38 protein-coding genes are annotated in these 25,878 nt (G+C 62.0%); 12 read left to right on the top strand and 26 right to left on the bottom strand.

All coding sequences use genetic code 11. The annotated features are described in order from the left end of the window. The 26 genes from L6D64_RS03245 to L6D64_RS03120 all read right to left on the bottom strand — a co-directional run bounded on the left by L6D64_RS03245 (position 1) and on the right by L6D64_RS03120 (position 17,106). The gene (locus L6D64_RS03245) at positions 1-2,325 is read right to left on the bottom strand and encodes a phage tail protein (RefSeq protein WP_176506163.1); all 2,325 of its coding nucleotides are present in this window, start codon (positions 2,323-2,325) and stop codon (positions 1-3) included. Further along, the gene (locus tag L6D64_RS03240) at positions 2,322-2,957 is read right to left on the bottom strand and encodes a phage connector family protein (RefSeq protein ID WP_176506162.1); all 636 of its coding nucleotides are present in this window, start codon (positions 2,955-2,957) and stop codon (positions 2,322-2,324) included. The genes L6D64_RS03245 and L6D64_RS03240 overlap by 4 nt, the downstream gene beginning before the upstream one ends. A gap of 54 nt (positions 2,958-3,011) precedes the next feature. Continuing rightward, entirely contained in the window at positions 3,012-3,455 is a 444-nt protein-coding gene (locus L6D64_RS03235; protein ID WP_176506161.1) for a hypothetical protein, read from the bottom strand. Between the two features lie 9 nt (positions 3,456-3,464). Continuing rightward, positions 3,465-3,911, bottom strand: a complete 447-nt coding sequence (locus tag L6D64_RS03230; RefSeq protein ID WP_176506160.1) for a Bbp16 family capsid cement protein — start codon at positions 3,909-3,911, stop codon at positions 3,465-3,467. A gap of 37 nt (positions 3,912-3,948) precedes the next feature. Next, entirely contained in the window at positions 3,949-4,947 is a 999-nt protein-coding gene (locus tag L6D64_RS03225) for a major capsid protein (protein ID WP_176506159.1), read from the bottom strand. Positions 4,948-4,957: 10 nt separating this feature from the next. Continuing rightward, a complete protein-coding gene (locus L6D64_RS03220; protein ID WP_176506158.1) occupies positions 4,958-5,662 on the bottom strand; it encodes a hypothetical protein in 705 nt (234 codons plus the stop codon). Beyond that, positions 5,659-5,964: a Bbp19 family protein gene (locus tag L6D64_RS03215; protein WP_176506157.1), complete on the bottom strand. Its 306-nt coding sequence runs from the start codon at positions 5,962-5,964 to the stop codon at positions 5,659-5,661. The genes L6D64_RS03220 and L6D64_RS03215 overlap by 4 nt, the downstream gene beginning before the upstream one ends. After that, positions 5,965-7,659: a portal protein gene (locus L6D64_RS03210; protein WP_176506156.1), complete on the bottom strand. Its 1,695-nt coding sequence runs from the start codon at positions 7,657-7,659 to the stop codon at positions 5,965-5,967. Between the two features lie 2 nt (positions 7,660-7,661). Then, the gene (locus L6D64_RS03205; protein ID WP_176506155.1) at positions 7,662-7,925 is read right to left on the bottom strand and encodes a hypothetical protein; all 264 of its coding nucleotides are present in this window, start codon (positions 7,923-7,925) and stop codon (positions 7,662-7,664) included. Positions 7,926-7,935: 10 nt separating this feature from the next. Continuing rightward, a complete protein-coding gene (locus L6D64_RS03200; RefSeq protein ID WP_236192327.1) occupies positions 7,936-9,438 on the bottom strand; it encodes a terminase in 1,503 nt (500 codons plus the stop codon). Continuing rightward, positions 9,410-9,952: a terminase small subunit gene (locus L6D64_RS03195; RefSeq protein WP_176506154.1), complete on the bottom strand. Its 543-nt coding sequence runs from the start codon at positions 9,950-9,952 to the stop codon at positions 9,410-9,412. The genes L6D64_RS03200 and L6D64_RS03195 overlap by 29 nt, the downstream gene beginning before the upstream one ends. Positions 9,953-9,959: 7 nt before the next feature. After that, complete coding sequence (locus L6D64_RS03190) at positions 9,960-10,220, bottom strand: hypothetical protein (protein WP_176506153.1); 261 nt, start codon at positions 10,218-10,220, stop codon at positions 9,960-9,962. Then, on the bottom strand, positions 10,217-10,669 hold the full coding sequence (locus L6D64_RS03185; protein ID WP_176506152.1) for a lysis system i-spanin subunit Rz: 453 nt from the start codon (positions 10,667-10,669) through the stop codon (positions 10,217-10,219). The genes L6D64_RS03190 and L6D64_RS03185 overlap by 4 nt, the downstream gene beginning before the upstream one ends. Before the next feature lie 11 nt (positions 10,670-10,680). Further along, positions 10,681-11,145, bottom strand: a complete 465-nt coding sequence (locus L6D64_RS03180; protein WP_236192326.1) for a crAss001_48 related protein — start codon at positions 11,143-11,145, stop codon at positions 10,681-10,683. Further along, the gene (locus tag L6D64_RS03175; protein WP_176506151.1) at positions 11,142-11,369 is read right to left on the bottom strand and encodes a hypothetical protein; all 228 of its coding nucleotides are present in this window, start codon (positions 11,367-11,369) and stop codon (positions 11,142-11,144) included. The genes L6D64_RS03180 and L6D64_RS03175 overlap by 4 nt, the downstream gene beginning before the upstream one ends. Continuing rightward, entirely contained in the window at positions 11,366-11,875 is a 510-nt protein-coding gene (locus tag L6D64_RS03170; RefSeq protein WP_176506150.1) for a glycoside hydrolase family protein, read from the bottom strand. Before L6D64_RS03170 ends, L6D64_RS03175 begins: the two co-directional genes overlap by 4 nt. Continuing rightward, positions 11,862-12,149, bottom strand: coding sequence for a holin (locus tag L6D64_RS03165; RefSeq protein ID WP_099815487.1), 288 nt, complete (start codon positions 12,147-12,149; stop codon positions 11,862-11,864). Before L6D64_RS03165 ends, L6D64_RS03170 begins: the two co-directional genes overlap by 14 nt. A gap of 175 nt (positions 12,150-12,324) precedes the next feature. Further along, positions 12,325-12,723: a hypothetical protein gene (locus tag L6D64_RS03160; protein ID WP_099815486.1), complete on the bottom strand. Its 399-nt coding sequence runs from the start codon at positions 12,721-12,723 to the stop codon at positions 12,325-12,327. Between the two features lie 146 nt (positions 12,724-12,869). Then, complete coding sequence (locus L6D64_RS03155; RefSeq protein ID WP_099815485.1) at positions 12,870-13,538, bottom strand: HEPN domain-containing protein; 669 nt, start codon at positions 13,536-13,538, stop codon at positions 12,870-12,872. 37 nt (positions 13,539-13,575) lie between these two features. Further along, entirely contained in the window at positions 13,576-14,205 is a 630-nt protein-coding gene (locus tag L6D64_RS03150) for a hypothetical protein (RefSeq protein ID WP_236192325.1), read from the bottom strand. Positions 14,206-14,248: 43 nt separating this feature from the next. Beyond that, the gene (locus L6D64_RS03145; protein ID WP_099815483.1) at positions 14,249-14,689 is read right to left on the bottom strand and encodes a RusA family crossover junction endodeoxyribonuclease; all 441 of its coding nucleotides are present in this window, start codon (positions 14,687-14,689) and stop codon (positions 14,249-14,251) included. Then, the gene (locus tag L6D64_RS03140; RefSeq protein WP_099815482.1) at positions 14,682-15,059 is read right to left on the bottom strand and encodes a hypothetical protein; all 378 of its coding nucleotides are present in this window, start codon (positions 15,057-15,059) and stop codon (positions 14,682-14,684) included. The genes L6D64_RS03145 and L6D64_RS03140 overlap by 8 nt, the downstream gene beginning before the upstream one ends. Continuing rightward, positions 15,052-15,576: a hypothetical protein gene (locus L6D64_RS03135; RefSeq protein ID WP_236192324.1), complete on the bottom strand. Its 525-nt coding sequence runs from the start codon at positions 15,574-15,576 to the stop codon at positions 15,052-15,054. Before L6D64_RS03135 ends, L6D64_RS03140 begins: the two co-directional genes overlap by 8 nt. Continuing rightward, complete coding sequence (locus L6D64_RS03130) at positions 15,566-16,549, bottom strand: DnaT-like ssDNA-binding domain-containing protein (protein ID WP_143524250.1); 984 nt, start codon at positions 16,547-16,549, stop codon at positions 15,566-15,568. Before L6D64_RS03130 ends, L6D64_RS03135 begins: the two co-directional genes overlap by 11 nt. A 3-nt stretch (positions 16,550-16,552) precedes the next feature. After that, positions 16,553-16,813, bottom strand: a complete 261-nt coding sequence (locus L6D64_RS03125) for a CII family transcriptional regulator (protein WP_256239398.1) — start codon at positions 16,811-16,813, stop codon at positions 16,553-16,555. A gap of 53 nt (positions 16,814-16,866) precedes the next feature. Then, complete coding sequence (locus L6D64_RS03120; RefSeq protein ID WP_099815480.1) at positions 16,867-17,106, bottom strand: helix-turn-helix domain-containing protein; 240 nt, start codon at positions 17,104-17,106, stop codon at positions 16,867-16,869. On the opposite strand from L6D64_RS03120, the gene L6D64_RS03115 reads away from it, so the two are divergent. From L6D64_RS03115 to L6D64_RS03060, 12 genes are all read left to right on the top strand, one after another. Beyond that, positions 17,085-17,861, top strand: a complete 777-nt coding sequence (locus L6D64_RS03115; protein ID WP_236192323.1) for a LexA family protein — start codon at positions 17,085-17,087, stop codon at positions 17,859-17,861. The two genes, L6D64_RS03120 and L6D64_RS03115, sit on opposite strands and share 22 nt — an antisense overlap. A 2-nt stretch (positions 17,862-17,863) precedes the next feature. Beyond that, on the top strand, positions 17,864-18,208 hold the full coding sequence (locus L6D64_RS03110; RefSeq protein WP_099815478.1) for a Rap1a/Tai family immunity protein: 345 nt from the start codon (positions 17,864-17,866) through the stop codon (positions 18,206-18,208). A 386-nt stretch (positions 18,209-18,594) separates the two neighbouring features. After that, positions 18,595-18,927 (top strand): hypothetical protein, encoded by a 333-nt coding sequence (locus tag L6D64_RS03105; protein ID WP_099815477.1) that lies wholly within the window; start codon positions 18,595-18,597, stop codon positions 18,925-18,927. A 189-nt stretch (positions 18,928-19,116) separates the two neighbouring features. Continuing rightward, positions 19,117-19,536, top strand: a complete 420-nt coding sequence (locus L6D64_RS03100) for a hypothetical protein (RefSeq protein WP_099815476.1) — start codon at positions 19,117-19,119, stop codon at positions 19,534-19,536. Further along, complete coding sequence (locus tag L6D64_RS03095; RefSeq protein ID WP_099815475.1) at positions 19,533-19,736, top strand: hypothetical protein; 204 nt, start codon at positions 19,533-19,535, stop codon at positions 19,734-19,736. Before L6D64_RS03100 ends, L6D64_RS03095 begins: the two co-directional genes overlap by 4 nt. Next, positions 19,733-19,882 carry a hypothetical protein gene (locus L6D64_RS03090; protein ID WP_176506149.1) on the top strand — a complete coding sequence of 50 codons (150 nt, stop codon included), beginning with the start codon at positions 19,733-19,735 and terminating at the stop codon, positions 19,880-19,882. The genes L6D64_RS03095 and L6D64_RS03090 overlap by 4 nt, the downstream gene beginning before the upstream one ends. Then, complete coding sequence (locus L6D64_RS03085; protein WP_143524248.1) at positions 19,879-20,229, top strand: hypothetical protein; 351 nt, start codon at positions 19,879-19,881, stop codon at positions 20,227-20,229. Before L6D64_RS03090 ends, L6D64_RS03085 begins: the two co-directional genes overlap by 4 nt. Positions 20,230-20,351: 122 nt before the next feature. Then, the gene (locus L6D64_RS03080; protein ID WP_099815473.1) at positions 20,352-21,113 is read left to right on the top strand and encodes a recombinase family protein; all 762 of its coding nucleotides are present in this window, start codon (positions 20,352-20,354) and stop codon (positions 21,111-21,113) included. Beyond that, a complete protein-coding gene (locus L6D64_RS03075; protein WP_176506148.1) occupies positions 21,100-22,749 on the top strand; it encodes a YqaJ viral recombinase family protein in 1,650 nt (549 codons plus the stop codon). Before L6D64_RS03080 ends, L6D64_RS03075 begins: the two co-directional genes overlap by 14 nt. Next, entirely contained in the window at positions 22,749-22,949 is a 201-nt protein-coding gene (locus L6D64_RS03070; RefSeq protein ID WP_099815471.1) for a hypothetical protein, read from the top strand. Before L6D64_RS03075 ends, L6D64_RS03070 begins: the two co-directional genes overlap by 1 nt. 9 nt (positions 22,950-22,958) lie before the next feature. Further along, positions 22,959-23,957 (top strand): DNA translocase FtsK, encoded by a 999-nt coding sequence (locus L6D64_RS28290; RefSeq protein ID WP_099815470.1) that lies wholly within the window; start codon positions 22,959-22,961, stop codon positions 23,955-23,957. Positions 23,958-24,048: 91 nt separating this feature from the next. Beyond that, positions 24,049-25,842: a DNA cytosine methyltransferase gene (locus L6D64_RS03060; protein ID WP_236192321.1), complete on the top strand. Its 1,794-nt coding sequence runs from the start codon at positions 24,049-24,051 to the stop codon at positions 25,840-25,842. Positions 25,843-25,878 lie beyond the last annotated feature (36 nt).

Below are 25,878 nucleotides of genomic sequence, written 5' to 3'. Positions count from 1 at the left end.
TCAGCCACCCGACTGGACATTGGGCATGACCCCCAGAATTGTGAGCGGCAGCGGGTCGGACTGGCGGATGAACAGGCGCCCGTAGTTATCCCACTGGCACTGGATCTCCATTTCAGCCCGGCCGGTCAGGAGCTCGATCGGCTCGCCATAATCCTCGTCGGCGCGCTGCTTGAACTCGTCCAGGTGTTCGGCGTCCGGGCCAGCGAAGATGCCGCGGCTTTCCTGGCAGATCACCACCACCTGGTTGATGCGCTTCTTGCTGCCGAGGAAGGCCTGGTTGTTCTGCAGGGTGATATCCAGGGTTTCAAAATCTGCCGTGATCGGCAGGCCGATGTGCGCCACCAGGGTCGGGCTGTCCAGCGTAATAGCGCCGCCGGTGACTACCTGCTGCGGGATCACGTTGCCATCGCCAAGGATGCTCACGGTCTTGCCTTCGAGGTGACCGAGGCTGCTGACCACGGATGCCGCCAGGCCCCAGCGGGTCGCAGATACGCCGCGCAGCGATTCAGGCACCACAGACTGCGGCTCCACAGTGACTACCTTGGCCGAGACAAACCCGATGATCTTGACGGTCAGTACGTCGCCAATAGCGTATTCGCTACCTCCGCCGTACATGATCACGCTGCGATTGACCATGCCAGCGTCAAAGGTGTCGACGGAAACAGCCAGCGTCAGCGGGTCCGGATACTGCCAGTTGGTACCGCCGGTCAACACAGCGGTGCCAGTGCGCCGGCCATCGTAGGTCAGGCCGCAATCCACGAAGAAGGCCCGGTCGAACCAGTAATCGCCGCTGCCGAACTTGGTCAGCTGCCTGGTGGCCATGCGCTCGATGTAGCGCTTGGTCACCCCGTTTATGGTGCGTTTGACGATAAGGTACAGCGCGTCCTCATCGTTCTCGGGCACCGAAGCCACCGATTCAACCTCGCCGTCTGTGTCGTGCCAGTGCCAGGCGTAGACCTGCTGGTCTGGCAGGAAGGTGAAGCCCAGCAGCATGCCGTCATTGCGGGCCATCCACAGGATGCCATTTGGCTGTAGGGTGAAGGCCATGTCCTGGATGGTGAAGCCGCGCAGCAGGTGCGACGACAGCACGCTGACGTCCTGTGGCTGGAAGCCGTCCGACACGTAGTTGTATGCCAGGGTGGACAGCTTTCCGCCCCGGGCCTGGATGTACAGCGCCGTGTTGGCGTAGATCGCCGGCGGCACATCGCTGGTGCCGAAGTAGCTCTGCTCGATCGCAGATACGTTGGCGGCGGTGACGCCAGAATCAGTTGACCCGGTGATGGCGATCTCGGCGCCGGAGGTCATGGCCAGCAGCTCGCGCAGTGACACCAGGTGACGGATCTGGTTGACCTGCCGGCTGGCGATAACGAACTCAATGCCGTCGTCATCCTTGTTCGGGTCGGAGTAGCCGAAGTTGTGGAAGTCGCCGGTACGCGACATCCAAACGGTCTGGGGGTTGGCCTTGCTGGCTGCGAACACCATGCGCTGCTGGTAGTAGCCCACCACTGAAGGGTTGTTGCCATCGGCGAACGGGTTGTACGCGATGGGCACCGTGTTGTCGGTTTCGGGGGTGATGTTGATGTCGGTAAAGGTCGTGCCAGTGGCCTGGCCGATGAAGCCGAACACGCCCGAAGACTTGTTCTTGTAGATGTTGTAATGGTCGGCACCGGCCGACGCGGTCCAGCTCAGGCTTGCCCCTGGCTTGTTGTCGAAGCTGTTCACCGTGGCGGTGTTGCTGGCGTTCGACTCGACCGACCCCTCGGAAATGCTGCTGACGGCAGTCACCTTGTACTGGTACTCGGTGGTATCACCTGAGCCACCCGTGCGTGCAGTTGCCGACAAACCGATCGGCGCTGCAATGCTGGGCTCGAACACAATTGCCGTCAGGGTCCAGTTCGTTGGGCCGAGGCGGGAAAGCTCTCGCGGCGGATGATCCGGGTGAACAATGGTCAGTACATCGGCCGATTGGGTGAACTTCAGCGCCGACAGCTGCGCCGAGGTATATGGCGAAACGATCTCATAAGGAAGCCCGCCGCTCACAACCTGGCCGCCCATGCTGATGAAGCGGATGTACAGGTTTCCGAACTCGAGGATGTAGGTCTGCTCGGTCGAGTACTGGAACGGGATCAGGCGGGACTTTGCAGCGCTGTTCTTGGTTTCAACGATGAATCTGGTGCCGGAGCGGTTCTGTGCACCGCCCTCGGGCAACACCTGGTAGTTTCGGCAGGTCTTGAGCGCGGTGTAATAACGCCCAAGATCAACCCGGGCATAGGTGGCTGGCGATACCTCGCCTGCGCTGAATGACGGCTGGATAACTTCTGTCATGCCCCGCGCCCCGTGATAAAGGTGGATTCGCGCTGGTACTGGGTGGTGCCCTCGTTGAGGGCGGTGGCAGCGGCCTCCAGCACGGTGGACTTGTACTGGGCGTAGCAGGCGCTGGCTATGCCGGCGTCCTTCGCCAGCGGCCCGGCGATCTCTCCAGCCAGGTACCAGGCCAAGGCAGATACGAAGATCGGGTCGAACAGCTCCGGCGAAGTGACCTTCAGCGTGTACTCCAGAGTGGCCGGGCTCACGCTGGTGCTGATCAGACGCTGGCTCGATCCGTTGACCACGCGGAATGGGATGCGTGGCAGTTCGGGCATGTAGCACTCGTAGCCAACCGGGATAGCGCCCTGCGGCCAGCCAGGGTTGACGATTCGGCGTACGCGCATGCAGTCGTTCGGCACGGCGTAGGCGTACTGGTAATCTGGGTTCGGGTTGTCGGCCACCTCGGCCAGCTGGGCAAAAGCCGTGGCGAAGCCCCAGTCACAGTCGGCGCGCAGCACAAAGTCGCGGCTGCTTTCATAGAACTGCTTGCAGATTCGGGCCGGCTGGCTGTTCTCTTCCAGGTCATCGATGCGGGTGCCGTTTCCGATGCGGAAGATCGCCATGTTGCAGATGTCGATCACTGAGGACATGTGGTGCTGGCTCCATGAAAAAGGGCCCCGAAGGGCCCTTGGTGGGTGACTGACTCAGGCGTCCGGGCCGTCGTCATCATCGTCATCGGCGTTGCCATCATTGCCACCACCAGCACCGCCATCCTGGCTGCCAGTGCTGGTGGTGGTCTCTTCTGGCTTCACGTACGGCTCGCCGCCGGCATTCAGGCGATCAGCCTCGGTCTGTGCCTCTTCCTTGCTGGCACCGATGAAGTCACTGAACCACTCACCTTTGGCATCGATGACGCGCCAGCGGGTTCCACCGTTGAACTTGGCGGCATAGCCCAAGGATTGCTTGGCCTGGCTGCCGGTGCTGGTGGTGGTCGATGCCTGGGCCTTGCCGGATGGCTTCCAGCCTTGCGGCTGCATCCACTTGCCCAGGTGGTTCTCGTTGAGGATGTGGAACGGCTCACCACCGGCTTCCGGCGGCTCCTGAATCTTGCCGCCGTAAAAGCCGCGCTCGAGTGCGATAACTAACATGATCCCTCCTTACGCGATCACGAAGCCGCTGGCGTAGGTCGCGGTGTCCTGGACGTCTTTGACCAGGCCAGCCCAGAACGTGCCAGCGGTGAGTGGGCCGGTGCCAACGGTGTAGTTGACGCGGAGGTAGCGGCGAACGCCGCGCGGGACCGCCACAGCAACCGGACGCTTGCCGGCGGCCATGTCAGCCAACGCGGTGGCACCAGAGTCGAACAGGGTGACCCAGGTCGCGTTGTCGTCGCTGGTCTGCAGTTGGAAGTTCACGGTGGCAGCGCCGGCCGCAGTAGCAGCGGCCAAGACCGCGACAACCAGGTACAGCGGCTCGCCGGCGCCGATGTCGCGCCGGGTATTGCCATGCGTCAGTGGGCCGAGATCGATGACATCGGTGGATGCCGCCGTCGCGGTGACTGCCTGGCCAGTCAACCCGCTGAACAGGTTCAGCTTGTCGGTGATCATGAGGAATTCTCCTGGACTTATGGTGGTGAAACGCCGGTCAGACGACCGGCGATTCGGAGTTGAGCAAGGCGTCGACAGTGCGGAACGGCACGCCGCGCAGACTGGTGATGAACTCCCCGTCGTACTCTTGGATCTTGAGCTGGACGTTGGCTTTGTTCATCGCTTGGATGTCCAGGCACTCGCGGATGGTGCGGTTCATGTAGAACGCTGGGCGGCCCATGCGCAGGTTCGGGATGCGGTGCACTGCACGAATCATCGCTTCGATGATCTTGACGCTGGTGCCGTTGGTGTCGGCCAGCAAATCGCTGATGTCGATGTTGCAAATGCGGACCGCATAGCGCCAGTCGCGAAGCGCGATACCGCAGTCCCACTTGTAGTGGTCGCGGTAGGCGCGGAACACGCGGTTGGTGCCGGAGCCATCGTCTACCAGCTCGATGCCCATGTCGTTGTGGTCCAGGCCGGCCTTGGAACCCTTCGGGTAGATGCCGTGCACGGTCTGGTCGCCCCAGACGATGAGCCAGATCGACGCGTTGTCCGAGCCAGCGCCACCCATCTTGATGATGTTCTGCCCGTTCTTCGCGGTGCTGTCGCTGTAGCGAGGTGCCATTCCCAGGAACTTGGCAGGCTCCAGAGCGCTGTTGTTGTAGAAAAGGCCGGTGGCCATGTCCTGGTTCATGCCCTCGATGTAAGCGGCGTTCTCGGACAGGCGGAATGCGGCAGTGTTGCCGTTGAGGTTGGCCAGGGCTTCGTCAACGATGCCGAGGTTTTCCAGCATCGCGCAGGTCTCGTCCACCTGAACGGTGGTGGACTTGGTGCGCAGAATACCGGCGTTCAGCGCACGGTAGGTGCCGGTCGGCAGGCCAGTGCGGATGGTGGTCCGATGGCCAGTGGCGAGGTTGCCTTCCTGCCAAAGCATGTCGGACAGGACTTCGTTGGTCTGGCTCAGCATCTCAACGATGCGCGCCGGCTTGCTGTCGGGGTCCTGCCGTTTGGCCCAATCGGCCAGCGTCAGGGAGTTTTGGGCGATAACGGTCATGATTTACTCCTTAGGATTTGCCGTAGAAGACTTCGGCGTCGGTTTTGCGGGACTGGTTGCCGGAACCGCTATGCAGCTGGCCCTCGGCCAACTGCTGGCCGATCCGGTGGAAGAGCCGAACAACTTCGGGATGGGAGCCAAGGCCGGACTCCTTGAGCATGGTGCTCAGCTCGGGGGTGCCGAACTGGGCCAGGGCTTTCTGGGCAACGCCGACGTTGGCGTCGAAGTTGGCGCCGCCGAAGGTTGCGTCCTCGCGCAGGGACTTCTCCCAGCCGGTGACCAGGCCTTGGCGCTGCTCCAGGCCAGCCTGCTCGGCAGCCAGGGCGCGCTTGGCATCGAAGGCCATGAGCTTGTCAGCCTGCTCTTGGGTCAGGTTCAGCTCTTTGAAGAGTGGGGTGACCTCGGCCAGCTGCTGCTCACTGATCGAGTAGCCTTCGGGCAGGTCCTTGAAGGCGTAGGCCTCGGGCACGACAGGCTTCTGTGCCTGCTCGCCCTCGCCTTCCTTCTTCTCGCCGGCCTGCTGCTGGCCTTCCTGGGTTTGCTGCGCAGCATCGCCGGCCTGCTGTTGCTGCTGGCCTTGGGCGCCCTGGTCGCCGCCGAGGATGTTGCTCTGTGGCTCGCCAGTGGCAGCAGCTGCACCACCGCCCTGGCCGCCATCGGCGCCGGCTTCGTTCATGAGGAAGTGGCCGAGACGGCCGTGGATGAAGAGGTTCATGCGTTTGCCTCGTCGGGTTTGGTGGTGTTCTCCGCGACCATCACCTGATACAGGTGCGGGCACAGGGTGTTGATGCGCTCCAGCAGGCTCAGGCCGTGCTGGCGGCGACCTTCGTTGAAGGCCATCGGGATGGGTTGCGGGTCGTAGACCGGGTGGAATACGCGGGCGGCCCCAAGCTGTTTCCAGACCAGACGCCGGCCGCGTGGGTCAGCCATCAGCCACTTGAAGTCCAGGGCTGCCTGCTCTTGTTCCAGGCGCTCGGCGTCCTCCCGCTTCTGCAGGATCTCGGCGTCTTCGAACATTTAGGCCCCCAGCATCTGCCCCAGGACGTTGTCCGGGGTGACTTCGGTTTCGGACAGAAGCTTTGCGCCCTGGATTGCGGAGCCCATGGCCTGCTGGGCCTGCTCGGCCTGCTGCTGACGGGCGCGCTGCTCGCGGATAGCCGCGACCTCGTCGGCGCCTCGGACAACGGTCGGTACGACGCCGATGGCATCGGCGTATTCCTCGATGAGCTGGTCGGAGTTGACCTTGTCCAGAACCTCTGGGAATGCGCCCGACAGATTGCCAGCCAGAGTCGCGAAACGCTCCAGGCCCAGCACGTTCTGGGACTTCTGGGCCTGGGCCAGGATCGAAACGTACTCGGCCTGGATCTCGCTGTTGGCGTCAATCAGCTCCTGCGGCGGTGGCGGCAGCAGTGGGTCGCCATCGATGATGCCGGCCCAGATCGGCATGGACTGGCGCAGCATGATGTTGAAGGTGCGATCGATCAGCGGGTCGAGTAATTCATCGTTGATGCGCTCGAGCACGGGCCCGAGCATCAGCATCTTCTCTTCCTTACGGGCCGCGATCTCGGTGGCGGTGCGCACGGTGTCGAGCTGGCTGACCATCAGGAACAGGGGAACGAAGTAGGCTTCATCGATCCTGCCCTCGTGTTCTTGGATCTTGGCCTGAATCGGAGCCAGCCACGCCGCGTTGGGTTGGTAGATTGGCGCCATCTGGTTTTGGCCGCCGACCATGGGGACGTAGGTAACACCGCCAGGGATCGTGCTGCTGGGCTGACCACGCAGCTCTGCCGGCGCCTGCAAAGGTGGATTGGCGCCTGTCTCGGTCATGCGCGCAGCCTGGCGCTCGTACAGTTGCAAGGCCTTCACATCGCCCAGGCAGATTCGGCCTGGGCCGGTACCGTAGGCATCACCCGGCATCGACTCCCAGCGCACAGCCATGGCCGGGAATTCGTGATAGCCGCGGTCCTCCAGCACCATGTCGCCTGGCGCACCCGTTTCCCAGGTTAGCGCCGAGAACGGCAGGTTGCGGCTACCGGCGCGGCCTGGGTTGGCGTTCATGTTCAGCTCGACGCGCTGGGCGCAGCTGATGAACTGGTCACCGTTGTTGTTCTCGTACAGAGCCCTGGAAGCTGGACTCAGCGCCTCCAAGCCGAACTTCTGCACCAACTGGTTCACTGTCCACTTGAACTCGCGGTAGATCGCGCCTGCTCGTCCATCAGCGCCGTTCGAGATGTAGTACTCGCCCCAAGTGAAGGCCTCGCAGCGGATTACGGTGTCTGGGTGCTCATCGACCCAGATGCATCCGGTGCCGAAGGTGCCCATTTCCTGGTAGCAGGTAGGCAGCACCTGGTACAGGTTCGAGCGCAGGAACACATCGCGCATGCGCTGGGTGCACTCGTAAAACCACGACTTGACCGGGCCGAACTCCATGATCGCCCTGGCCACCGGTTGCAGGTTGAACCACGGGCGCGCCGGAGAGGTGATGCCGCTCATCATTCCCGCCGCCATGGTTCGGCTGGCCATCGTGGCCCGGTTGTTGATGATCTTGTTATTGCGGCGGTCGCCACGGTTGGTGTCGTCGCACATTGCCCGGGAGCGCATGGGCAGGATGAAGTCGGAGATCTCCTTGGCATTGGTGTCCCAGGAGGCGCGCTCGTTCTTCAGCGCTGACAGCCGCTTCTCGGCCAGCTTGCGTGGGCTGTCGGTGGCCATGGTTATTGCCCCAACAAGGTCTTGGTGGCGGTCGGTGCTGCTGCCGCGTTGGCTCCGCCCAAGATGGTGGATGTGATGCCAGCGGCCTTGGCCCGGCGGCGCTTATCAGCGGCGTTGCCCTCGGCGTCAGCGGTGGAAACGTCGGCACCCTTCACCTCTTCAGCGGTGGTGGTATTGGTCTTCGGCGTATCGAAGCTGTCGCCAAGCACGGCATCGCTAAGCCCGAGCGTTGCGACGTTGGCCGCCTGTTTGATGGCTGAACCCATGGGGATGTCCTCAGTTAAATGGGTCGTAATCGGATTGATGGCTGCCGTTGACGCCGCCATTGCCTTGGTACTGGGCCTTCATCACCGGCATGGTGAAGGTCAGGGCCAGCGCGTCACCGTCGTCCGGGCTGATGCCCAGGCGCTTCTTGATGTCTTTCTTCTTCTCCAGCGCGATCTGGTCCGACGAGTTGTGGTCGTACTCAGGGCTGGTCAGCTCGGTTTCCAACTCGGTGTCGCTTTCGATGGCCAGGCCCAACTTGATGGCCTCGCGCATGCGCCACCAGATGTAGGTCCGCATGTTGGCGTAGTGCCGGTCGGGCGCCTGGCTGGCGAAGTTCACATCGATGATCATCACGCCGGGCATCAGGCGCCGGAGCTGATCAGCAACCGGACCACCAACGCCGGTGGAGTCGACAAAGACCGCGTCTGGTCGGTGTTCCGCCACCAGGGTGCAGACCTTGGCAATGAACGGCGTGGTGTTGCGCGTCTCGCTGCCCGGGATCTTGATCGGCTTGATGCTCTTGGCATCCATGCCACGGCGGAAGCGGATCACGTTGTTGTCCATGCCCCCGCGGGCGATGTCGATGCCGCATACCAGCGCGTCGTCCAGGCCATACACGCCTTCGCGCCGCATTGCCTCGGCCACCCAGTCGGTTGGGATCAGCTGCAAGTCGGAAGCCCTCGGGAACATGCCACGTACACGGATACGGACGAAGTCGCTGTCCTCGCCGTAGTCGGCGATCCACTTGGCGATTTGCGTCTTGTTGGTGCCGTCGACAGTGCGGCTGTCAACCTGGCGGTGCCGCCAGCGGTGCTTGAACTTCGTGAAGCACTCGCGGAATCGGCCGCTGTTACGGGTCGGGTTGCCGAAGGCAGCCCAGATGATTTCGGTGTCGGCGTCCGTCAGAGCGCCCTCTGCCACTTCCCACACCAGGTCGGCGATGGCCGAGGCCTCGTCGAAGATCAGCAGGATGCGCTTGCCTTCGTTGTGCAGGCCGGCGAATGCCTCGGTGTTGGTGTCCGACCATGGCACGGCATCGATGCGCCAGTTCTTTTCGTGCCCAGGATCAGTGCTGATCAGCGCGGTGCCGGTCAGCTTGAACCAGTGGGCGGTGATCGAAAGCCGGTTCCACTTGGCCACCTCGGGCCAGGTCTTGGTCCGCAGCTGGCTTTCGGTGTTGGCCGTCACCACGCCGCGCGTGTCGATCTCGGTGTCGAGCGCCCACTTGATGACCCACGACACCAGCGCCGACTTGCCGATACCGTGGCCGCTGGCCACTGCTTCGCGGATTACCTCGCCTCGATCCTTGGCGCCGGCCCTCAGCTGCTCGCCAATCGAATCCAGAACTTCGCGCTGCCACTTGCGGGGGCCGGTCTTGTTGGCCAGCTCGCCACCCGCCTCGCCCCACGGGAACGCATACAGCACGTACCCAAGCGGATCATCCGAGAAGCTGGCGATGTCATTTGCCAGCTCCTGCTCGTAGTCAATCTCGGCCGGTGCGTTCACGGACACGCGCCTTTGCCTTGGCCATCCGGTCTGCCAGTCCGGTCACGTTGACCTCGACCTGCTCCTTGAAGGCGTTCACGTTCACGTGCTTGCCCAGCAGCTCAAGGTTGCGGACCTTATCGGGCCACTTGATCTTCTTGAGGATGCCGACCATGTCCCGGTCCTTTCCCTGGCCCTCGAACATCTCGGCGAGGTCAAAGCCCACTAGGTACTGGCGCCATGCCTTGGGCCACTGCTTCAGCGGCTTGAGCGACAGGTCATCCTCAAGGATGTCCAGCAGGTCGAGCTGGTCGATCTCTACGAGCCGTTGCAGCACGTAGTCGGCGTCCACCTTAAGCCGTTTGTTGCGGTCGCCCATGGCCGCCCTGATGGCCTCAGCCACCTCTGGCATCTGCATGAGCTGGTAGGCCTGGTCCTTGGCTCCCTTCTTGGCGTATCCAGCCCTAATCGCGGCCTGCGTAGCGTTCAGGTCAACCAGATACTCGGCCACGAACCGATGGCGCTTAACGGTCATGGCCATGAGTAAATCACTCGCCGGTGGCGGCCGGGGCTACAACCTCGCCGCTGGTGGTGGTTTCGCCGGCGCTGGTGGAGCTGGCGTAATCGGTGCCGGTCGCAGTATCAGCGACAACAGCCTGGACCTGGCGCATCCAGGCGAACTTAGGGAAGATCGCCACCACCACGCCTGCCGATGCGTACAAGGTGAGCCCGTTCGAATCGAGCACATGAGTCACGGCCTCGATGCGGTGGACCTGGCCATCGGTATCCTTGATTTCGTACTGGGTCATTGCACTACTCCTGGGCAACCGACTCGAACGGTGTCGATTAATGCGTTGAGCTGCCTGATTGCGTCGTCTCCGTCTGGTCCGACGGAGATAATTCGTTCAGCAGCCGCTGGGTTAAGTTCGGCTCTCGCTTCTGCAGCATCCACGCCGGGATCGGCATCGGCTCGCACGACGGGGCACTTGGCGAGGACTGACAGCCGCTTATTGCCAGCAGCGACATCAGCACGAAGGCTGGCATTGGTCTGGTTCGCACGTTCGCGCTCCTGGGTGTGTTGGGTGTCGAGCTCGGCCAGCAGCTTGATGGTGTTGCGGCGTGACTCGGTCGCAGCTTGCAGCGTGCTGATCTGCTGAGTCGCCTGGTCCAGCGCCAAGGACTGGGCCTCGATCTTCTGCCAGCCGGCGTAGATGACCACGCCGCAGGCGACAAGGCCGGCCACCAGATAGTTGGTCATGGCCGGGCTAATCAGGAGAACTTGGCGGCGCGGGTGTTGAGGATGCCCATGTAGAGCACCATCGCATCGGCCTGCATCTTGAGCAGCTGTTGCTCGTCACCTGGAAGGCTGGCGTACAGAGGTGTGGCCAGAAACGCCTCCAGCTTCTTGACGCGGTCAGCCAGCTGCTCCAGCTCGGCGACAACACGCTGTTGGTGTGGCGGCAGGTGACCTACATCACCAATCGCAACATAGCCCGCATCGAACTGCGCCTTTGGCGACCAGCTGATGTAGCCGGCATGGCCTGGGTGGTTTGGTGCACCACCATCGGTGTATTCGACCAGGTAGCCTTCGTCGGCTCCGTTCTCGTCTGCTGGCAGGTCCCAGCCTCGGTATTCGTTATACGCCAGGCGAGTCATCGCCAAAGCCATGACGATCTTGGTGCCGATGTAATGCTTGGTCATCTCCGGTGCCTCGGGTGTGGTGTTGGAATTCATCGCGCATACCAAGTCATCTGGAAGCAGCGTGCGTCAGCGGGGATCTCGGCTATCGGCCAGCGCAGGCAGTCCATGTGCTTACGCTCAGGCCGGTTGCGGTTCACCCGGAGCGTCTGCACCAGGTACGCGGACCCGGCAGCGGTGGTGATGAAGTCGCCCACCGCAATGCCATCGGCGCCGTCTACGTACAGCTTGCAGGGCGTGTACGGCTGCTTCCTGCTCATTGCACGCTCATGCACTTGGCGTGGCGATCGAGCTGGCGCTGCCAGACGCCCCAGCAGCGCTTGTTGCCCGGGGTGGAGCAGTCGTAGCCGGCGGCAAACTTGTACTTGAGCAGGTCGTTGCAGGCCTGGACGTAGTTGCCAGCCAGCAGGTCGCGGCGCGGGGAGCCTGCGCGCCAGGTGCCGATCCCGTACTGGCCAACAAAGTCCATGTACAGGTCGAACTCTTCCTGATGCAGCTTCACGCCAGGCAGGCTGGCGGCAAACTGCTTCTCGGCCTGGCTGTTCAGGTTGCGAGCCAGCACCTCGGCGCGCTGGCGGGTGATGGTGTCGCCTATCTTGACTGGCCTGCCGTCTTCCCACCTGGTGGATCCATGCCCAATGGTTGGAACGTCGCCCTTCGTGGGGATCACGGCCACGTCGGTGAAGCCTTCGTTGGCCTGCCATGCGGCGAAGCCTGCGGCGCTAATGCTCAGCAGGTAGACGGCTATGCGCTTACGGCCGCTCAACTTCGACGCGCTCACGGTAGAAGGCGATGCGGGCGGCGCTCTCGGCAGCCTCTCGCAGCTCGCGGGATTGGCGGTCAGCGATGTCGCGCTGCTCCTGGCGCCAACGGAACCAGGTGTTCACCAGGAAGCCAAGGGCAGCGATCAACACGCCAGAGACACCAATCCAGTTCACCTGGGTGAGCCAGCCGGCAACGCCAGTGGTGGCGCCGACGAGCATGCCCTTATTCGCCACGGAGGCGCCTACAGCTTCGATGATGCCTTCCGGTTTCGACATGGGGTTTCTCCTACCTGGGGCATTCATGGGGCCTCCAGAAACGCGAAACCCCGCTCGGTGGCGGGGTCTGAGGATGGTTTAGCAGGCAACAAAAAACCCGCTCAGTGGCGGGCTTCTTTGGTTTGGGTGCTGCTTGTCACAGTGGGGAAATCATGCCGAAACCCGCACAGTTCTGTCAAGCGAGACTGAATTGCCCAACTGAGTGACCAATTACGGCGGTCAACTCGCCACGCCACAACCCCTTCAACCCAACCTCCGCCATGCCATTGGAAGTGAGCAACTTGGCCTGCTTCAGGTGGATATGGGTGATTGGCATCTTGCCATCTAGCTCACGGAGCTGGTCGAACATACCCCGGAACGCTTCGCCTTGTCCGTTGAACCCATCAGCCAAACCTTCTGAGATCCCGTCAAGGAACTCCATTTCTGAGATCAACACACCGCTGATCAATCCTGCTGCCGTGGTTATGGTTACCCCCAGGCCTCCGTTTCCTTTTCCAGCAGTGGCAATCCAAGTCCTGAGCAGCCAATCGCCCACTGGGGCTTTCTCTTGGCTTTGGGCATTATCTTCGCTCACATCACACTCCTTCGTTATGCCGTCATGGCGATGCGATATTACAGCCCGTAGCCGCGAGAACAAAGTTCCTACGCCGTCTCGTGCTCCTCGCTCAGAACGCGCTCAACTGGGATCAAGAACAAGCCGTCGATGACTGCACATCTCTGTCAAGCCTGTACCCAAGGCGCAACCCCAGTTGCCTGATGTAAATGTTCAGCGACCTTGGCCTCGGTCCGATAAACAATCGAAATCACATGGCTCAGGTATTGGAAGCCGAGTGATTTGGCCACATTCCCTTCATCGCGAATGCGGTGAGCGATGTTGCCCCGGACCGTAATGAAGTCATCCAGTTTTTCTTCAGCTCTTGCAGGCGACATTTTCTTCCACTTCCAGCTGTTGCTTATCTTGGGGATACCAAGAAGCTCTGAGAAAAGGTCATTTACCTGGCCAGTCTTCGGAGTGTTAAATCCGCCTAACCACCTTGTCATCACCGCATCCCGGTGCAGCGCCAGAACTTCTCTCCAGCCTTGATCAGCGATATCCCAAAGTTTGCTCGGGTCTTTTTGCTTGTGAATCTCAGATACCGCAAAATTTTTGACCTTCGATGGGATGGCGGTCGAATCGGCTGCGTTCGCTAGCAGAAAATCGAAAGCCTCCCGCGCTAGGTCCTCAACGTATGACTCCCAACAGGCTGTCACGAAGACGACAACAGATCTGTTAAGCACCTCGACACCGTACTTTCTTCCCGGACCCTGACCGGCATAATCCTCATGTATCTGCCAGAGTTGCTCGATATCGTCTTGGTTGGTTTGAAAGCTAATCAGGGCGTTTGACATCTTCGGTCCTTGCTTGATGTGTTTTTGACATCATACATCAAGCCGCTTCTCTCTCTTCACTCAGCACACGACCAACTGGCCGCAGACACATGCCATCGATGATCCCGGCCTGATCGAACATCATCTGCACCAACCATCCCCATTGCCTGGCCCAGTTGCGGCTGTCTAGCTCAACGCCATGGTTATCGGCCAGCCAGCGCCGGAAGACCCATGGGTCAGCCATAGGGTCAGGGTTGGCGCCCATGCCGCCCTGCACCATGTGCCGATAGCGGACCAGGACGCCGCGGACGACCCAGTATTCGCGGCTGTACAGGAGGCAGGTGCGCTTCTCACCGCGCTCCTTCAAGGCCATGTGCACGTAGCTGGCCAGCAGCTCGACCGCTGACTCTTCCCAGTTGTTCGACACCTCGGTGCTGATCACCGGGGCGTACAGGTGGTGACCGAACACCTGGAACCTTGGATGCAGGCTGGCGATGGCATGCTGTATGCGCCCCGCCAGCGCCATGTGGGCACACTTGGCCGTGTTCTCCCAGCGCTCGGGCCGGGTTTCGTTTGCCACGTAGCCGCGCTTGGCCAGCTTCGCCCCCTCCAGGCCGTGGTGCATGACGCTGTCCCAGGGCGTGTAGTAGGCGTCGTGCCACGCCAAACGAGCGCTTCCAAGTCTCATACTGCCCCCTTGCGTAGTTCCGCGTAGATCGTTGTGTTACGGGTCAAGCTGCACTCTCCAGAGGCACGATGCGCACGTGCACGCCAGGCACTTCGCCGTAGCGTTTGCGCACGAATGCGTCGACCACTTGCACGTCGTCTTTCCAGACCACGCCGTTGAGGCCGTCGTAAATCGCCTTGATGACGTTGTCCATGTCGGGCTTCTTGGTCGGGAACAGCTCGCCGGCAACGGCCATGGCCTTCCGCTTTTTCGACATGGATTGAGGGATGGCCAGGACAATGCGCATCTCGACCATCACGGCGCCCTCCAGCAGCATGCGGCCTGCCATGGCTTCGGTACCGGCCAGGGCAATAAGCCCCTCATAGCTGGCGGTCTTCTGCGGCGTGAACATGCGGGCATGGCCGCCGACGCGACCAATACGTGGCCTGCCCTTCCCCACGGGTTCGCCTGGTACCAGGAACTGAACTGGCTTCAGCTCATCCATTGGCCACCTCCCCAGCAGCACGCTTGGCCTTCTCGATCAGCCGGCCCACGACGAACACCAGCGTATGACGCACAGGCCCCGGCACGTCCTTCGGATCGATCTTGGTATTGGCCAAGAACCACTTCACCGCCCGGAAGTACTGCGACTTCTGGCGGCGAGCGATCGATACGTCACGGGCTAGGGCTAGGCATTGCCCATGCTTCTCGTCGTGGGCGGTCTTGAAGCCCCACCAGGCGGACTGGATCATCGCGTCGACGTAAGCGCCGTCCTCGAAACGCAGGTTTGGCTCGTTGGCGCCGGCTTGCTCGTACAGGTTGAGCAGTTTTGCCTCGAAATCTCCGCGTACCGGATGTTGATTGTCGTCATGCATGGCGCTCTCTCCGAATGCCGAGCTTGGCCAGCAGCAGCGCACGTGCTGCCTTGCCATCTGTGGGGATGTTCTGTGCGGTGACCAGGTCGCGGGCTTCCTGATGGGAGCGAGCCAGCTGGGCCTTCATGCCGCTGTCGTGCTCGATGCCCTGGGCGATTCGGCCGTCGAGGGGCTGTGCGTTCTGGGCGCGGCGCTGGACGATGGCGTAGTTGCGCTCAAACCGCTGGCGCAGGCTCTTGTCGCTGTGCTTGGCCGATCTCAGGTCGAACGTGCCGGTGGCTTCTGCTGCGACCTTCACCGCTTCGTGGCTGTACTTGCCCATCAGGGCCTCGGTCCACGCTTGATCGATGGTTGGAAGGCCTTGCACATGCAGGCACATCGCACGGAAAACGTTCGCCGGCGGTGGCCAGTCGAATTCGGTTGCACGGTCCAGCAGCTGCTGCAGGCCGCTTGCGAGCTGACGGCCAGTGAGGCCGCCCAGGATCTTCGCCCAGCTGTGTTCTTGATCAGCTGACACGCCAAAATTCGCCGTCCAGCGGTGGCCGTACATCTCGGTCATCTTCAGCCACAGGCTGTCCAGCAGTTGCTGCGGCAGCTTCGGCCTGTCGTCGATCGGCGATTGCGTTGCGGACCTGGTCGACAGCGGAATTACTTTGGCTTCGGTATCCACTGCCTTGAGCACCAGCGCCTTTACGCCCGGTGCGGTGTTGATTGGCTTCTGCTTGGGGAGTTCGCGGGTGTCCATTGGCCTTGCCCTCGCTGTTGGCGGCGTACTGGAGTTGTTTTTTCAGGTAGTCGACCAGTTGGTATTCCCACTGGGCTTGGGATTGCTCTTTCTCTGGCCTGACGGACCAGTACGAGCAGAAGGCGGCCAGGCGCTCCGCGGTGAGCTCTGCCACCGGCACGGCGTTCTTGAAGGCGATGGCCTTGAAGGTTTTGGGGTTGGGGCCCCAGTCATCGAGCGGCATGGCGAAGTAGCCCGCGCGCGAGAAACAGTGAATAGGATTAACGGATATCGGAGGTAGGTTGCTGATCAGCGATTCGGCTGATTCTGATGTGGTTGCTGATCCGTTGTTGTCATCGCTAGAGGCCGCGTATTCCGTGGGTTCTGGCGTTCCATCTATTGGTTGTTGATATGGTTGCTGATCTGGTTGTTCATCGGTTGCTGATCGTTTGGACGCACCATCCCAGTCCGCGTGTGGCAGCTGGAAAACCAAGGGTCCAATGGGGGTTACAGCACCGATGTTGATCAAGCGATCAACCAGCGAGCGCACCTTTTGCCTGGTAGGGGATCCAGACTCGTGCCGCCCGCGCGTGGGAGCAATATACAGCTCTTCACGGAACATTTGCTCGCTCAATCGGCGAACGACACCAGATACACCGGTCCGGTAGTCCATAAACCGGCGGATGGCGCAGTACAGCTTGAACACGTCAGCTGGCTCATCGGCCAGCGCGCTCCACTCTGCGTCATTGATCTGGAAGGCGGGCATGCCCTATTCCTCGTCGTACAGCTGATCGACGTGCTGCACATGCTCCATCCAGCGTTTGGCCTGGTGGAGGATGGCTTCGATGTCGCTCTGGTTGAAGCAGCGCATCTCGGTCGGGACGATTTTCAGGTCAAGCACGGCGAGGATTTCGCTGAACTGCTGGAACTTCTCCGGCTTCATGCGGCTGATCGTCGCCTCATCGCAACCGACTGCAACTGCAACCGGCCCGTTTCCTACGGACGCAAGTCGCTGCATGAGGACGGCCATGTTCTTGCGTGCCCTTACGAGCTGATCCTGGCTCAATTGGGTCGTCGACATGATCAAGCCGCCACTTCATCAGTCCCGGCGAAACGCTCCGGGTACAAGATGTGGATCTCGGTCAAGTCGCCTTCAAACACCTGAACCAGCTTTTCAGCCAGGGCGGTGGAGGCCTTCTGCGCGCCGCGCTCGATACGGGAGAGGTTTCCCGAGTCAACGCGGTCGCCCAGGGCAGCCAGGCGGGCCGTTACATCGGCCAGCGTCCAGCTGCGGGAGAGTCGTGCTCGTTTCAACGGGGACATGGCATCTGCCTTCTGTAGGGATTGGTTCCGGCATCAGTTTGCGCATCACGCAAATAAAGCGCAAGAACAATTTGCGCATTGCGCTTTGCGCGTTACGCATCAGGACAGAAGAATTCACCGCCATGGAAATCGGACAGATCATCAGAAAGACGCGGAAGGCCAAGGGCTGGACGCTTGAAGAACTCGCCAACCGGATCGGGACTGATGCCGGTAACGTGTCGCGCCTGGAGCGCGGCCTGCAGGGTGCAAGCAAGGAACTGCTGGCCAAGGTACTGAAAGAGCTGGAGATCAGCTTGAGCCCATCGGGCCAGCTGGACGAAGGGACGAACATCGCCTCCACCCTGCAACCCACACGGAAACACAAGGAGTATCCGTTGATCAGCTGGGTGCAGGCCGGCGACCTCACAGAGTCGCCAAGCAACCTGGGGACAGACTACGAGTGGTTCCCCTCCCCCGAAAACGCTACCGATATCGGCTTTTGGCTCAAGGTCCAGGGTGACTCGATGACTTGCCTGGGCAACCCCAGTTTCCCCGCCGGCTCGCTGATCCTGGTCAGGCCCGAGGCTGACGTGATCAATGGCAAGTACTACGTTGTGGAAATGCTCGACAGCGGCGAGAAAACCTTCAAGCAGTACGTCGAAGACGCCGGCATCAAGTACCTACGCCCGCTCAATCCGGGCTATCGTACTATCGAGATCGACGGCAACTGCCGATTCATTGGGCGTGTGATCGATGCCAAGATGACGGGGCTCTAGGGATGGACATGATCAAGAAAATCGCAGCCTGTGCGGGCCTATCAATCGCGGCACTATCGCAGCCGGCATGGTCGATTACCGGTAACGATCTAATCGGCTGGATTCCTGATTACGAGCGTGCGACGAAGTCCACCTTTAACAGCGGTATGTTTTTGGGCTACACCGCAGGGGTTGCTGAAGCAACTGTAGGAGTATTGTTCTGTCCGCCGCCCGAGGTCACCAACGGACAGAACGCAGCGATCGTTGCCAAGTGGCTACGACAGAATCCAGAGCGCTGGGCCGAGCCTGCCTCCAATCTGGTAATCACTGCACTCCAAAAGGCCTACCCAAAATGTAAAGACGCCTGACGCGCCTATTACGCCCTCTTCCGAACAATCCCGCTATCGAGCGGGATTTTTTTTGCCCATTCACTCTGTTTTGCGCTTGACGCAAATAGAAATTTGCGCATAATGCAAACCATGACTTGCGCACTACGCAAAATTTGCGCAGGTCATGGCAGCGAGCCGGAGCCTATCCGGTACAGGGGAAGCCTCACCCCGGGTGCGCAGCGTCGAGCACCGCATAAATGAGAGCCGACAGCACGCAGCGTGGTCGGCTGTTGGGCCCAAAGGGCCCCCGAACCAAGTCATCGCCCAGTCCGCAGGTGGCGTGTAACAGCGGCCCAGCTCCACGGAACATTTCACTTCTGCACCTGGTGACGGGTGCAGCGGGAAATCGACCGAGGATCATCCACATGAACACCAACTACACCGTCATCCGCCCGGATGGCACCGAACTGAACTTGCACATGGACCTGCCGGCAGCGCCCACGCTGCAAACGCTGCGCAGCCTGATCGTGCCTCACCTCGACGGCGGCGACCTCGAGCAGGTCGGCGTGCTGCACAACGGCAAGGGCACCGACATGTTCGTCGATGAGGAAGGCCTGCTGAAGCGCTTACCGCGCAATGACAAGGCCACGGACATCTACCGCGCCCACTACCTCAAGCAGAACCCGGGCGTTGAGCCCGAGCAGCTTGGATTCATCGCTGGCACCGCGGTCATCTTCGATCGCCGCGTCTGGTTCTGATTTCCCTGACAGCCGGAACAAACGGCCCGGTGCACCTGGTTCCCCCATCGCCAGGCTGCATCGGACTGGGTTCGGATGAGCTGCAAGCAAACAGCGGGGTGGCCACCTCGACGCGGATTACCGGTCGATTGCCCAGCCTTCACGACCCCAGACCGATGCAGAACCAACACACCCAATAAGGAGACCGACATGGGCGCACTTCGCAAAGCACAGTACCTGTACGACAACGCTGAGCCTGCGCCGGATGACGGCCAGGCCGAGGCAGAACGCGTCTGGATCGAGAATATGACGGAGCAGCTGCTGGCCGGCGCCGACGCGACGTTCAAAATCGGCGACATGGCCTTCGGCATCACCTTTGAACGCTTTGCCCAGGCCGTCGACGAGCATGCCATGGGCGAACTGGGGCGCGATGACTGCAGCCAGACGGTGCTGGGCCGGCTGATGCTGGCAGCCCTGAGCAAGCTGCCCAGTGATGCCAAGGCGGCGGCCGTCGAGATCATGGCGGTGCCTGATCCCCAGCAGCTTCTGGTGCAGCTGGCCCGCGACCTGCTGGCGCCGTTCGCTCTGCCAGGCACTCAGGCTGCAGCCGAAGAGGCCCGCGAGCCATGACCCCGCACACCATCGCAGTCAGCGCAATTGAGGGAGCCATCGAAACGATGCTGCTCCCCAGCGCTGGCCCGGTCGAAGACGCCAAGGCTGAAACCCTGGTGGTGGCCTACTTCTCGCTGCAGGCCATCGATTCCGACGAATTCAAACACTACTGCGAACGCATCCGGCGCATTGCCGAACGCCGCAAGGAGGCCGCATGACCAGCAAATGCCGGGGCGTCATCGCCCCCACCTTCCCGCTCATCGTCGAAGCCCTGCACCGTCAGGGCTTTTTTCTGTTCCGCGACTTGCCACTGGGCACCACGATCCGCTTCCGCGGCGAGATGGTGGTTGTGAGGTTTCCATGAGCAATTCACTTCCTGCCGTAGGATCCACTGTCCGCATCGTGAAGATTGGCTTACCGATATGGCCCGATGCCGAGCAGTTCATCGGCGCCGACTGCACGCTCTGCGCGGTCTTCATGACCGGTGACACACGTATGGTCGCCGTTGAACACCAGGCCTATGGCATTTGCTGTTGTTTTCAGGCTGCCATGGTCCGCACGCCAGAGCAGGCCGAGGCTGAACGCCTTGAAGCCGAGATGCAGGCCATGATCGACGTAGTGCTTGTCACCCCGATGATTACCCCAACCCAAGCCCGGTATGTGGTTGATCGCTTGCAGAAAGCCGGCTACGGCAAGTTGCCAATGCCATGACCCAAGCCCAACGCCGGCGGCGCCACCTGATCTGGCGCGGCGCCCTCAATTCACTCCTTGGCTGGACCGGTTGGCTTGTGCTGATCGGGCTGGCTGATGCCATCACCCGATAGGAACCCGCCATGAGCGATCTCGCCATCAAGCCAACGTTCAGCCTTGCGCCGCAAAACATCGAAGAGGCGCTGAAATTCTCCGACTACCTGTCCAAGTCGACCATCGTGCCGAAGGACTTCGCCAACAACCCCGGCAACATCCTGGTTGCCATTCAGTGGGGCATGGAGCTGGGCCTGCAGCCCATGCAAGCCATGCAGAACATCGCGGTTATCAATGGGCGCCCAGCGCTCTGGGGTGACGCGGTAATCGCCCTGGTCCGGTCCTCGCCGCTCTGTGAGTACATCTACGAGACGGACGATGGCGAAACGGCCACCTGCCGCGTCAAGCGTCGCGGCGAAGAAGAGCAGTTCCGCACCTTCAGCCAGACCGAAGCCAAGGCGGCCGGCCTGGCCAGCAAGCAAGGCCCCTGGACGCAGTATCCCAAGCGCATGCGCCAGCTGCGCGCCCGGGCCTTCGCGCTGCGCGACGTGTTTCCCGACGTGCTGCGCGGCATGCCGATGGCCGAAGAACTGCAGGACATGCCGACTGAGCGCGAGCTGAACCAGGCGCACGTGCGCAAGGCCGACGAGCCGAAGCAGCTGCCGGCCTACCCGGACAGCAAGCTCGACGAAAGCAGTGAGCAGTGGCGCGGTTTGATCGCTGCCGGCCGCACAAGCCCTGATCACCTGATCAAGACCATCAGCAGCAAATACGTCATCACCGAAGCGCAGATCGAGCGTATTCACGCCTTGGCTGCCATTGAGGGAGAAGCCACCGATGCAAGTGCATAACGTCCAACAAGGCACGCCAGAGTGGCACGCCCTTCGCTCCAGCTACTTCACCGCTTCGGAGGCGCCCGCAATGATGGGCGCCTCGAAGTATCAGACCCGCAACGACCTGCTGGCGTTGAAGAAGACCGGCATCGTGCCGGAGGTGACTCCCCAGCAGCAGGCCATCTTCGACCGTGGCCACGTCACCGAAGAGCTTGCCCGCCCCCTGGTCGAGGAAATGCTGGGCGAAGAGCTGTACCCCATCGTCGGCACCAGCGGGAACCTGCTGGCCTCGATGGACGGGGCAACGATGCTCGGCGACACCCTCTTCGAGCACAAGCTGTGGAACGCCACCCTTGCTGCCGCAGTGATCGCTGGCGAGCTGGAGCCGCATTACTACTGGCAGCTGGAACAGCAGTTGCTGGTCAGTGGCGCTGAGCGCGTCATCTTTGTCTGCTCGGACGGCACCCGCGACAACTTCGTGCACATGGAATACCGTCCGGTGGCCGGGCGCCGCGAGCAACTGGTTGCTGGCTGGGCCCAGTTCGAGGAAGACCTGGGCGCCTTCGAGGTCAAGGAATCCAAGGTCGAGGTAATCGGCGCTGCGCCTGACCAACTGCCAGCCCTGCGCATCGAGGTGACCGGCATGGTCACCGCCAGCAATCTGGACGCCTTCAAGGCGCATGCGCTGGAGGTGTTCAGCAACATCAACACCGAGCTCAAGACCGACCAGGACTTCGCGGACGCCGAGAAAACCGTGAAGTGGTGCGGCGATGTCGAAGACCGCCTCAAGGCAGCCAAAGAGCACGCTCTCAGCCAGACCGAGAGCATCGACGCCCTGTTCAAGGCCATCGACGACATCGCCGCCGAGGCCCGCCGCAAGCGCCTGGAACTCGACAAGCTGGTCAAGTCCCGCAAGGACAGCATCCGCACCGAGATCGTCATGGACGCGGCCAAGGCCCTGCAGGCGCACATCGACCAGATCGACGCCACCTTGGGCGGCAAGATCCGCATGCCGAAGGTGCACGCGAACTTCGCCGAGGCCATCAAGGGCAAGCGCACCATCGACAGCCTGAACGAGGCGGCCGACGCCGAGCTGGCCCGGGCGAAGATCGAAGCCAGCCGCATCGGCGACCTGATCCGCCTCAACCTGGCGAGCCTCAACGAACTGGCGGCCAACCACAAGTTCCTGTTCCACGACGCGCAGGACCTGGTGCAGAAGGACAACGATGCGCTGGTGGCACTGGTCAAGGTCCGCATCAACGACCACGAGCAGGCCGAGCAGCAGAAGCGCGATGCCGAGCAGGCGTGCCAGCAAGCTCAACAGCAGGAACAGGTTCAGCAGGCGCTGCCGCGGGACGATGAGAAGCCTTTGCAGCAGGTCGCCCAAGCTGACCCAGCACCAGCAGTCACGCCGATCACTACCGCACCGGCAGCGGCCCAGCCGGCAGCCGACGCTGGCCAGCGCATCAAGCTGGGCGACATCAGCGCCCGCCTGGGCTTCACCCTCACCGCCGACTTCCTGGCTTCGCTGGGCTTCGAGGCGGTTGCGCAGGAACGCTCGGCCAAGCTGTACCGCGCCAGCGACTTCGAATCCATTTGCACCGCACTTATCCACCACATCCAGGGCGTTCGCCTCTCGAAGGCAGCTGCGTAATGGCCGCCCAGACCGTGGAGGAACTGTACGACCGGGTCGAGGAATTCACCTCGCTGCTCGCCGCCGCGGATCTCCACGCGTCGGGCGCCTGGGAACAAGAGTTCGTCGAAAACCTGCGGGCCAGCTTCAAGCGCTATGGCCCCCGCACTCACCTGACCTTTTCCCAGCAGAAGAAGCTGGAAGAGATCGCCAAGTACTGAGGAACACCAATGAAAGCTGAACACAAAGAGTTCATCGACCGCGCCTACCTGCACGGCGTTTCGCCGATGGTCCTGGCGCACGAGCTGATGGTGCACGACCTGGTCGAAGCGGCGCTGTTCGAACTGCGCAATATCAAGATGCCGTTCACCCGCCTGGGTGAAGACGACCAGCAGGAAGTGATCGACCGCATCACCGAGAAGGCCAGCGACGTTGTGCGCTCAGCCGTGAGCATCATTGCCGCTCGAGGCGCCACTACCATCGAACTGACCATGAAAGAGGTCAAGTTTGATGCCAAGAAGCTGACTGCTACCGGGATCATCGACGCCAAGGCGCCAAACCGGAAAGAGCTGATCGACAGCGCCGGCCATCTCTGCCTGCTGGTGATGGCGCCGGATGACTACCACGAGGGCACTGACTTCGTGAAGCCGGAGCGCGACCAGCATGAGCTGCCGCTAAGCGCATCGGAGATTATCGCCGGTGCTGGTCTGGACAGGCAGCAAGAGGAAGAAGAGCAGCCAGACGGACCTGACCCGCTCTATCAGGAAGCAATCATCTTCGTGCGAGAAACCCGTCGCGCTACGACCTCGGCGATCCAGCGCCACTTGAAGATCGGTTACAACCGGGCGACCCGGATGATCGAAAAGATGGAGGCCGAAGGCGTGGTTACCCCCATTGATTCCAACGGTGGCCGCGAGGTGATCACCAAGGCCGAGCAGCACCCGGTCGACAAGATCCTCGACGAGGGCAGCGCCGGTAGCACCGCTCTGGGCAAGGAGTTCGGCGACTTCGACTACGACGACGCCAAGCAGCTGATCGTGCTCAAGGCCAACGGCAAGGCGTTCAAGGCCCACTGGGTGCAGAGCCGCCTGGCGGTGAGCAGCGATCAGGCAACCACCCTGCTGCTGCGCCTGCTCGATGACCAGGTCATTGCCGTGGAAACCGAAGGCGAATCGGCCCTCGACCATAGCTACAAGGTCACCGCCACCCTGGAAGAAGTAGTCGTCTAACCCACCACAGCAACAGCCACAGGGCGCCTTCGGGCGCCCTTTTTCATGCCTGCGCCGGCCCAGCTGGCGCCACCTCTTCAAGGACGGCAGCATGCTGATCAAGAAAAAACTGACACACTTCCACTTCTGCTGCGGCCTGGGCGGCGGCGCTAAGGGTTTCAACAAGGCCAAGCCAATCGTCGGCAACATGCAGGCCGAGTGGGAATGCATTGGCGGCGTGGACGTTGACCCGGCTGGCCTGGCCGACTTCGAGCGGTTGAGCGGCGTCAAAGGCACGCTGATCGATCTGTTCACCCGCGACCAATACATCCGCTTCCACGGCAAAGAGCCGCCACCAGGCTGGCGTGAAGCAACTCCGGAGGATATCCGGCGCGCCGCCGGCGGCCGCCGTCCTCATGCAGTGTTCATCAGCTCCCCATGCAAGGGTGCCAGCGGGCTGCTGTCCGAAAGCATGAGCATGACTCCGAAGTACCAGGCCTTGAACGAGTTGACGCTGCGCTGCATCTGGCTGTTCGGCGAGGCCTGGAAGGATGATCCGGTACCGCTGCTGGTGTTCGAGAACGTCCCCCGCCTGGCCAGCCGCGGCCGGCACTTGCTGGACCAGATCGGCGCACTGCTCAGCCACTTCGGCTACGCGGTCGCCGAAACCACCCACGACTGCGGCGTCATTGGCGGCCTGGCCCAGAGCCGCAAGCGCTTCCTCCTGGTTGCCCGCCACGTCGAGAAGGTGCCGCCGTTCCTGTACGAGCCTGAGAAGAAGAGCCTGCGTGCTGTTGGCGACATCCTCGGCCGCATGCCACTGGCCGGCGATATCGAACTGGCCGGCCCAATGCACAGGGTGCCAGCCCTGCAGTGGAAGACCTGGGTTCGCCTGGCCCTGGTCGAGGCCGGCAAGGACTGGCGCAGCTTGAACGACCTGGCGATCGAGGACGGATACCTGCGCGATCTGATCATTGTCCCGCAGTTCCGCGATGGCTTCCTTGGTGTGCATGACTGGCAAGAGGCAGCCGGCACCGTGGCGGCACGCAGCGGACCAACCAACGGCAAGTTCTCGGTGGCTGATCCCCGCGCCAAGGCTGGTGCCCTGCAGTACCAGCAATACGGTGTTCGGCGTTGGCAGGACACCAGCGGCGCGGTGATCGGCGTCAAGAGCCCAGGACAAGGCACATTCAGCGTTGCGGACCCGCGTCCGAGCGGCGTTCGGCACAACAACGTGTACCGCATCGTGAAGATGGACACCCACGCGGGCGTGGTAACGGGCGGGCAGTCCCCGAGCGCCGGCGGCCAGTGTATTGCAGACCCGCGCCGGGCGGGCCAGGGCTTCGGCAAATACCTAGTCACCCCCTACACCAGCTCGGCCGGCACCGTCATTGCAGGCAGCACTACTGGCCAAGGCGCCTTCGCTGTTCAGGACCCGCGCCCAGGCATGCGACGCAGCAAGGGCGATGCCTACCTTACCGGCGGACATTACGGCGTGGTGCCATGGAATGGCCAGGCCGGCGCCGTTTCCGCCAGCGCCATGCACGACAACGGGCGTTGGAGCATCGCCGACCCTCGCCTGCCCGAGGCCAATGACCGGCTTACCTGCGTAATCGAATCGCTCGACGGCACCTGGCACCGCCCCTTCACCACCCTGGAGCTGGCCGCCCTGCAAAGCCTGGTCGAGCCCGAGGAACAGCTGGAGCTCGACGGCCTGAGCGATCAGGCCTGGCGCGAACGCATCGGCAACGCGGTGCCGCCGGCAGCCGCGGAAGCCATCGCCCACGTGATGGGCACCACCTTGCTCCTGGCCGCCCAGGGCGAAACCTTCATGCTCAGCAGCATGCCGATCTGGGTTCGCCCGGTTGCGGTGGGGTTGAGCGTTTCCCAGGTCAGCAACGCCTGACGATGCCGCGCCGGGCAGCCGGCGCTTTCCGGAGCC

The organism is Pseudomonas urethralis (assembly GCF_021602465.1).
Taxonomy (GTDB): Bacteria; Pseudomonadota; Gammaproteobacteria; order Pseudomonadales; family Pseudomonadaceae; genus Aquipseudomonas; species Aquipseudomonas vlassakiae.
This window is presented reverse-complemented; position numbering and strand designations above follow the sequence as displayed.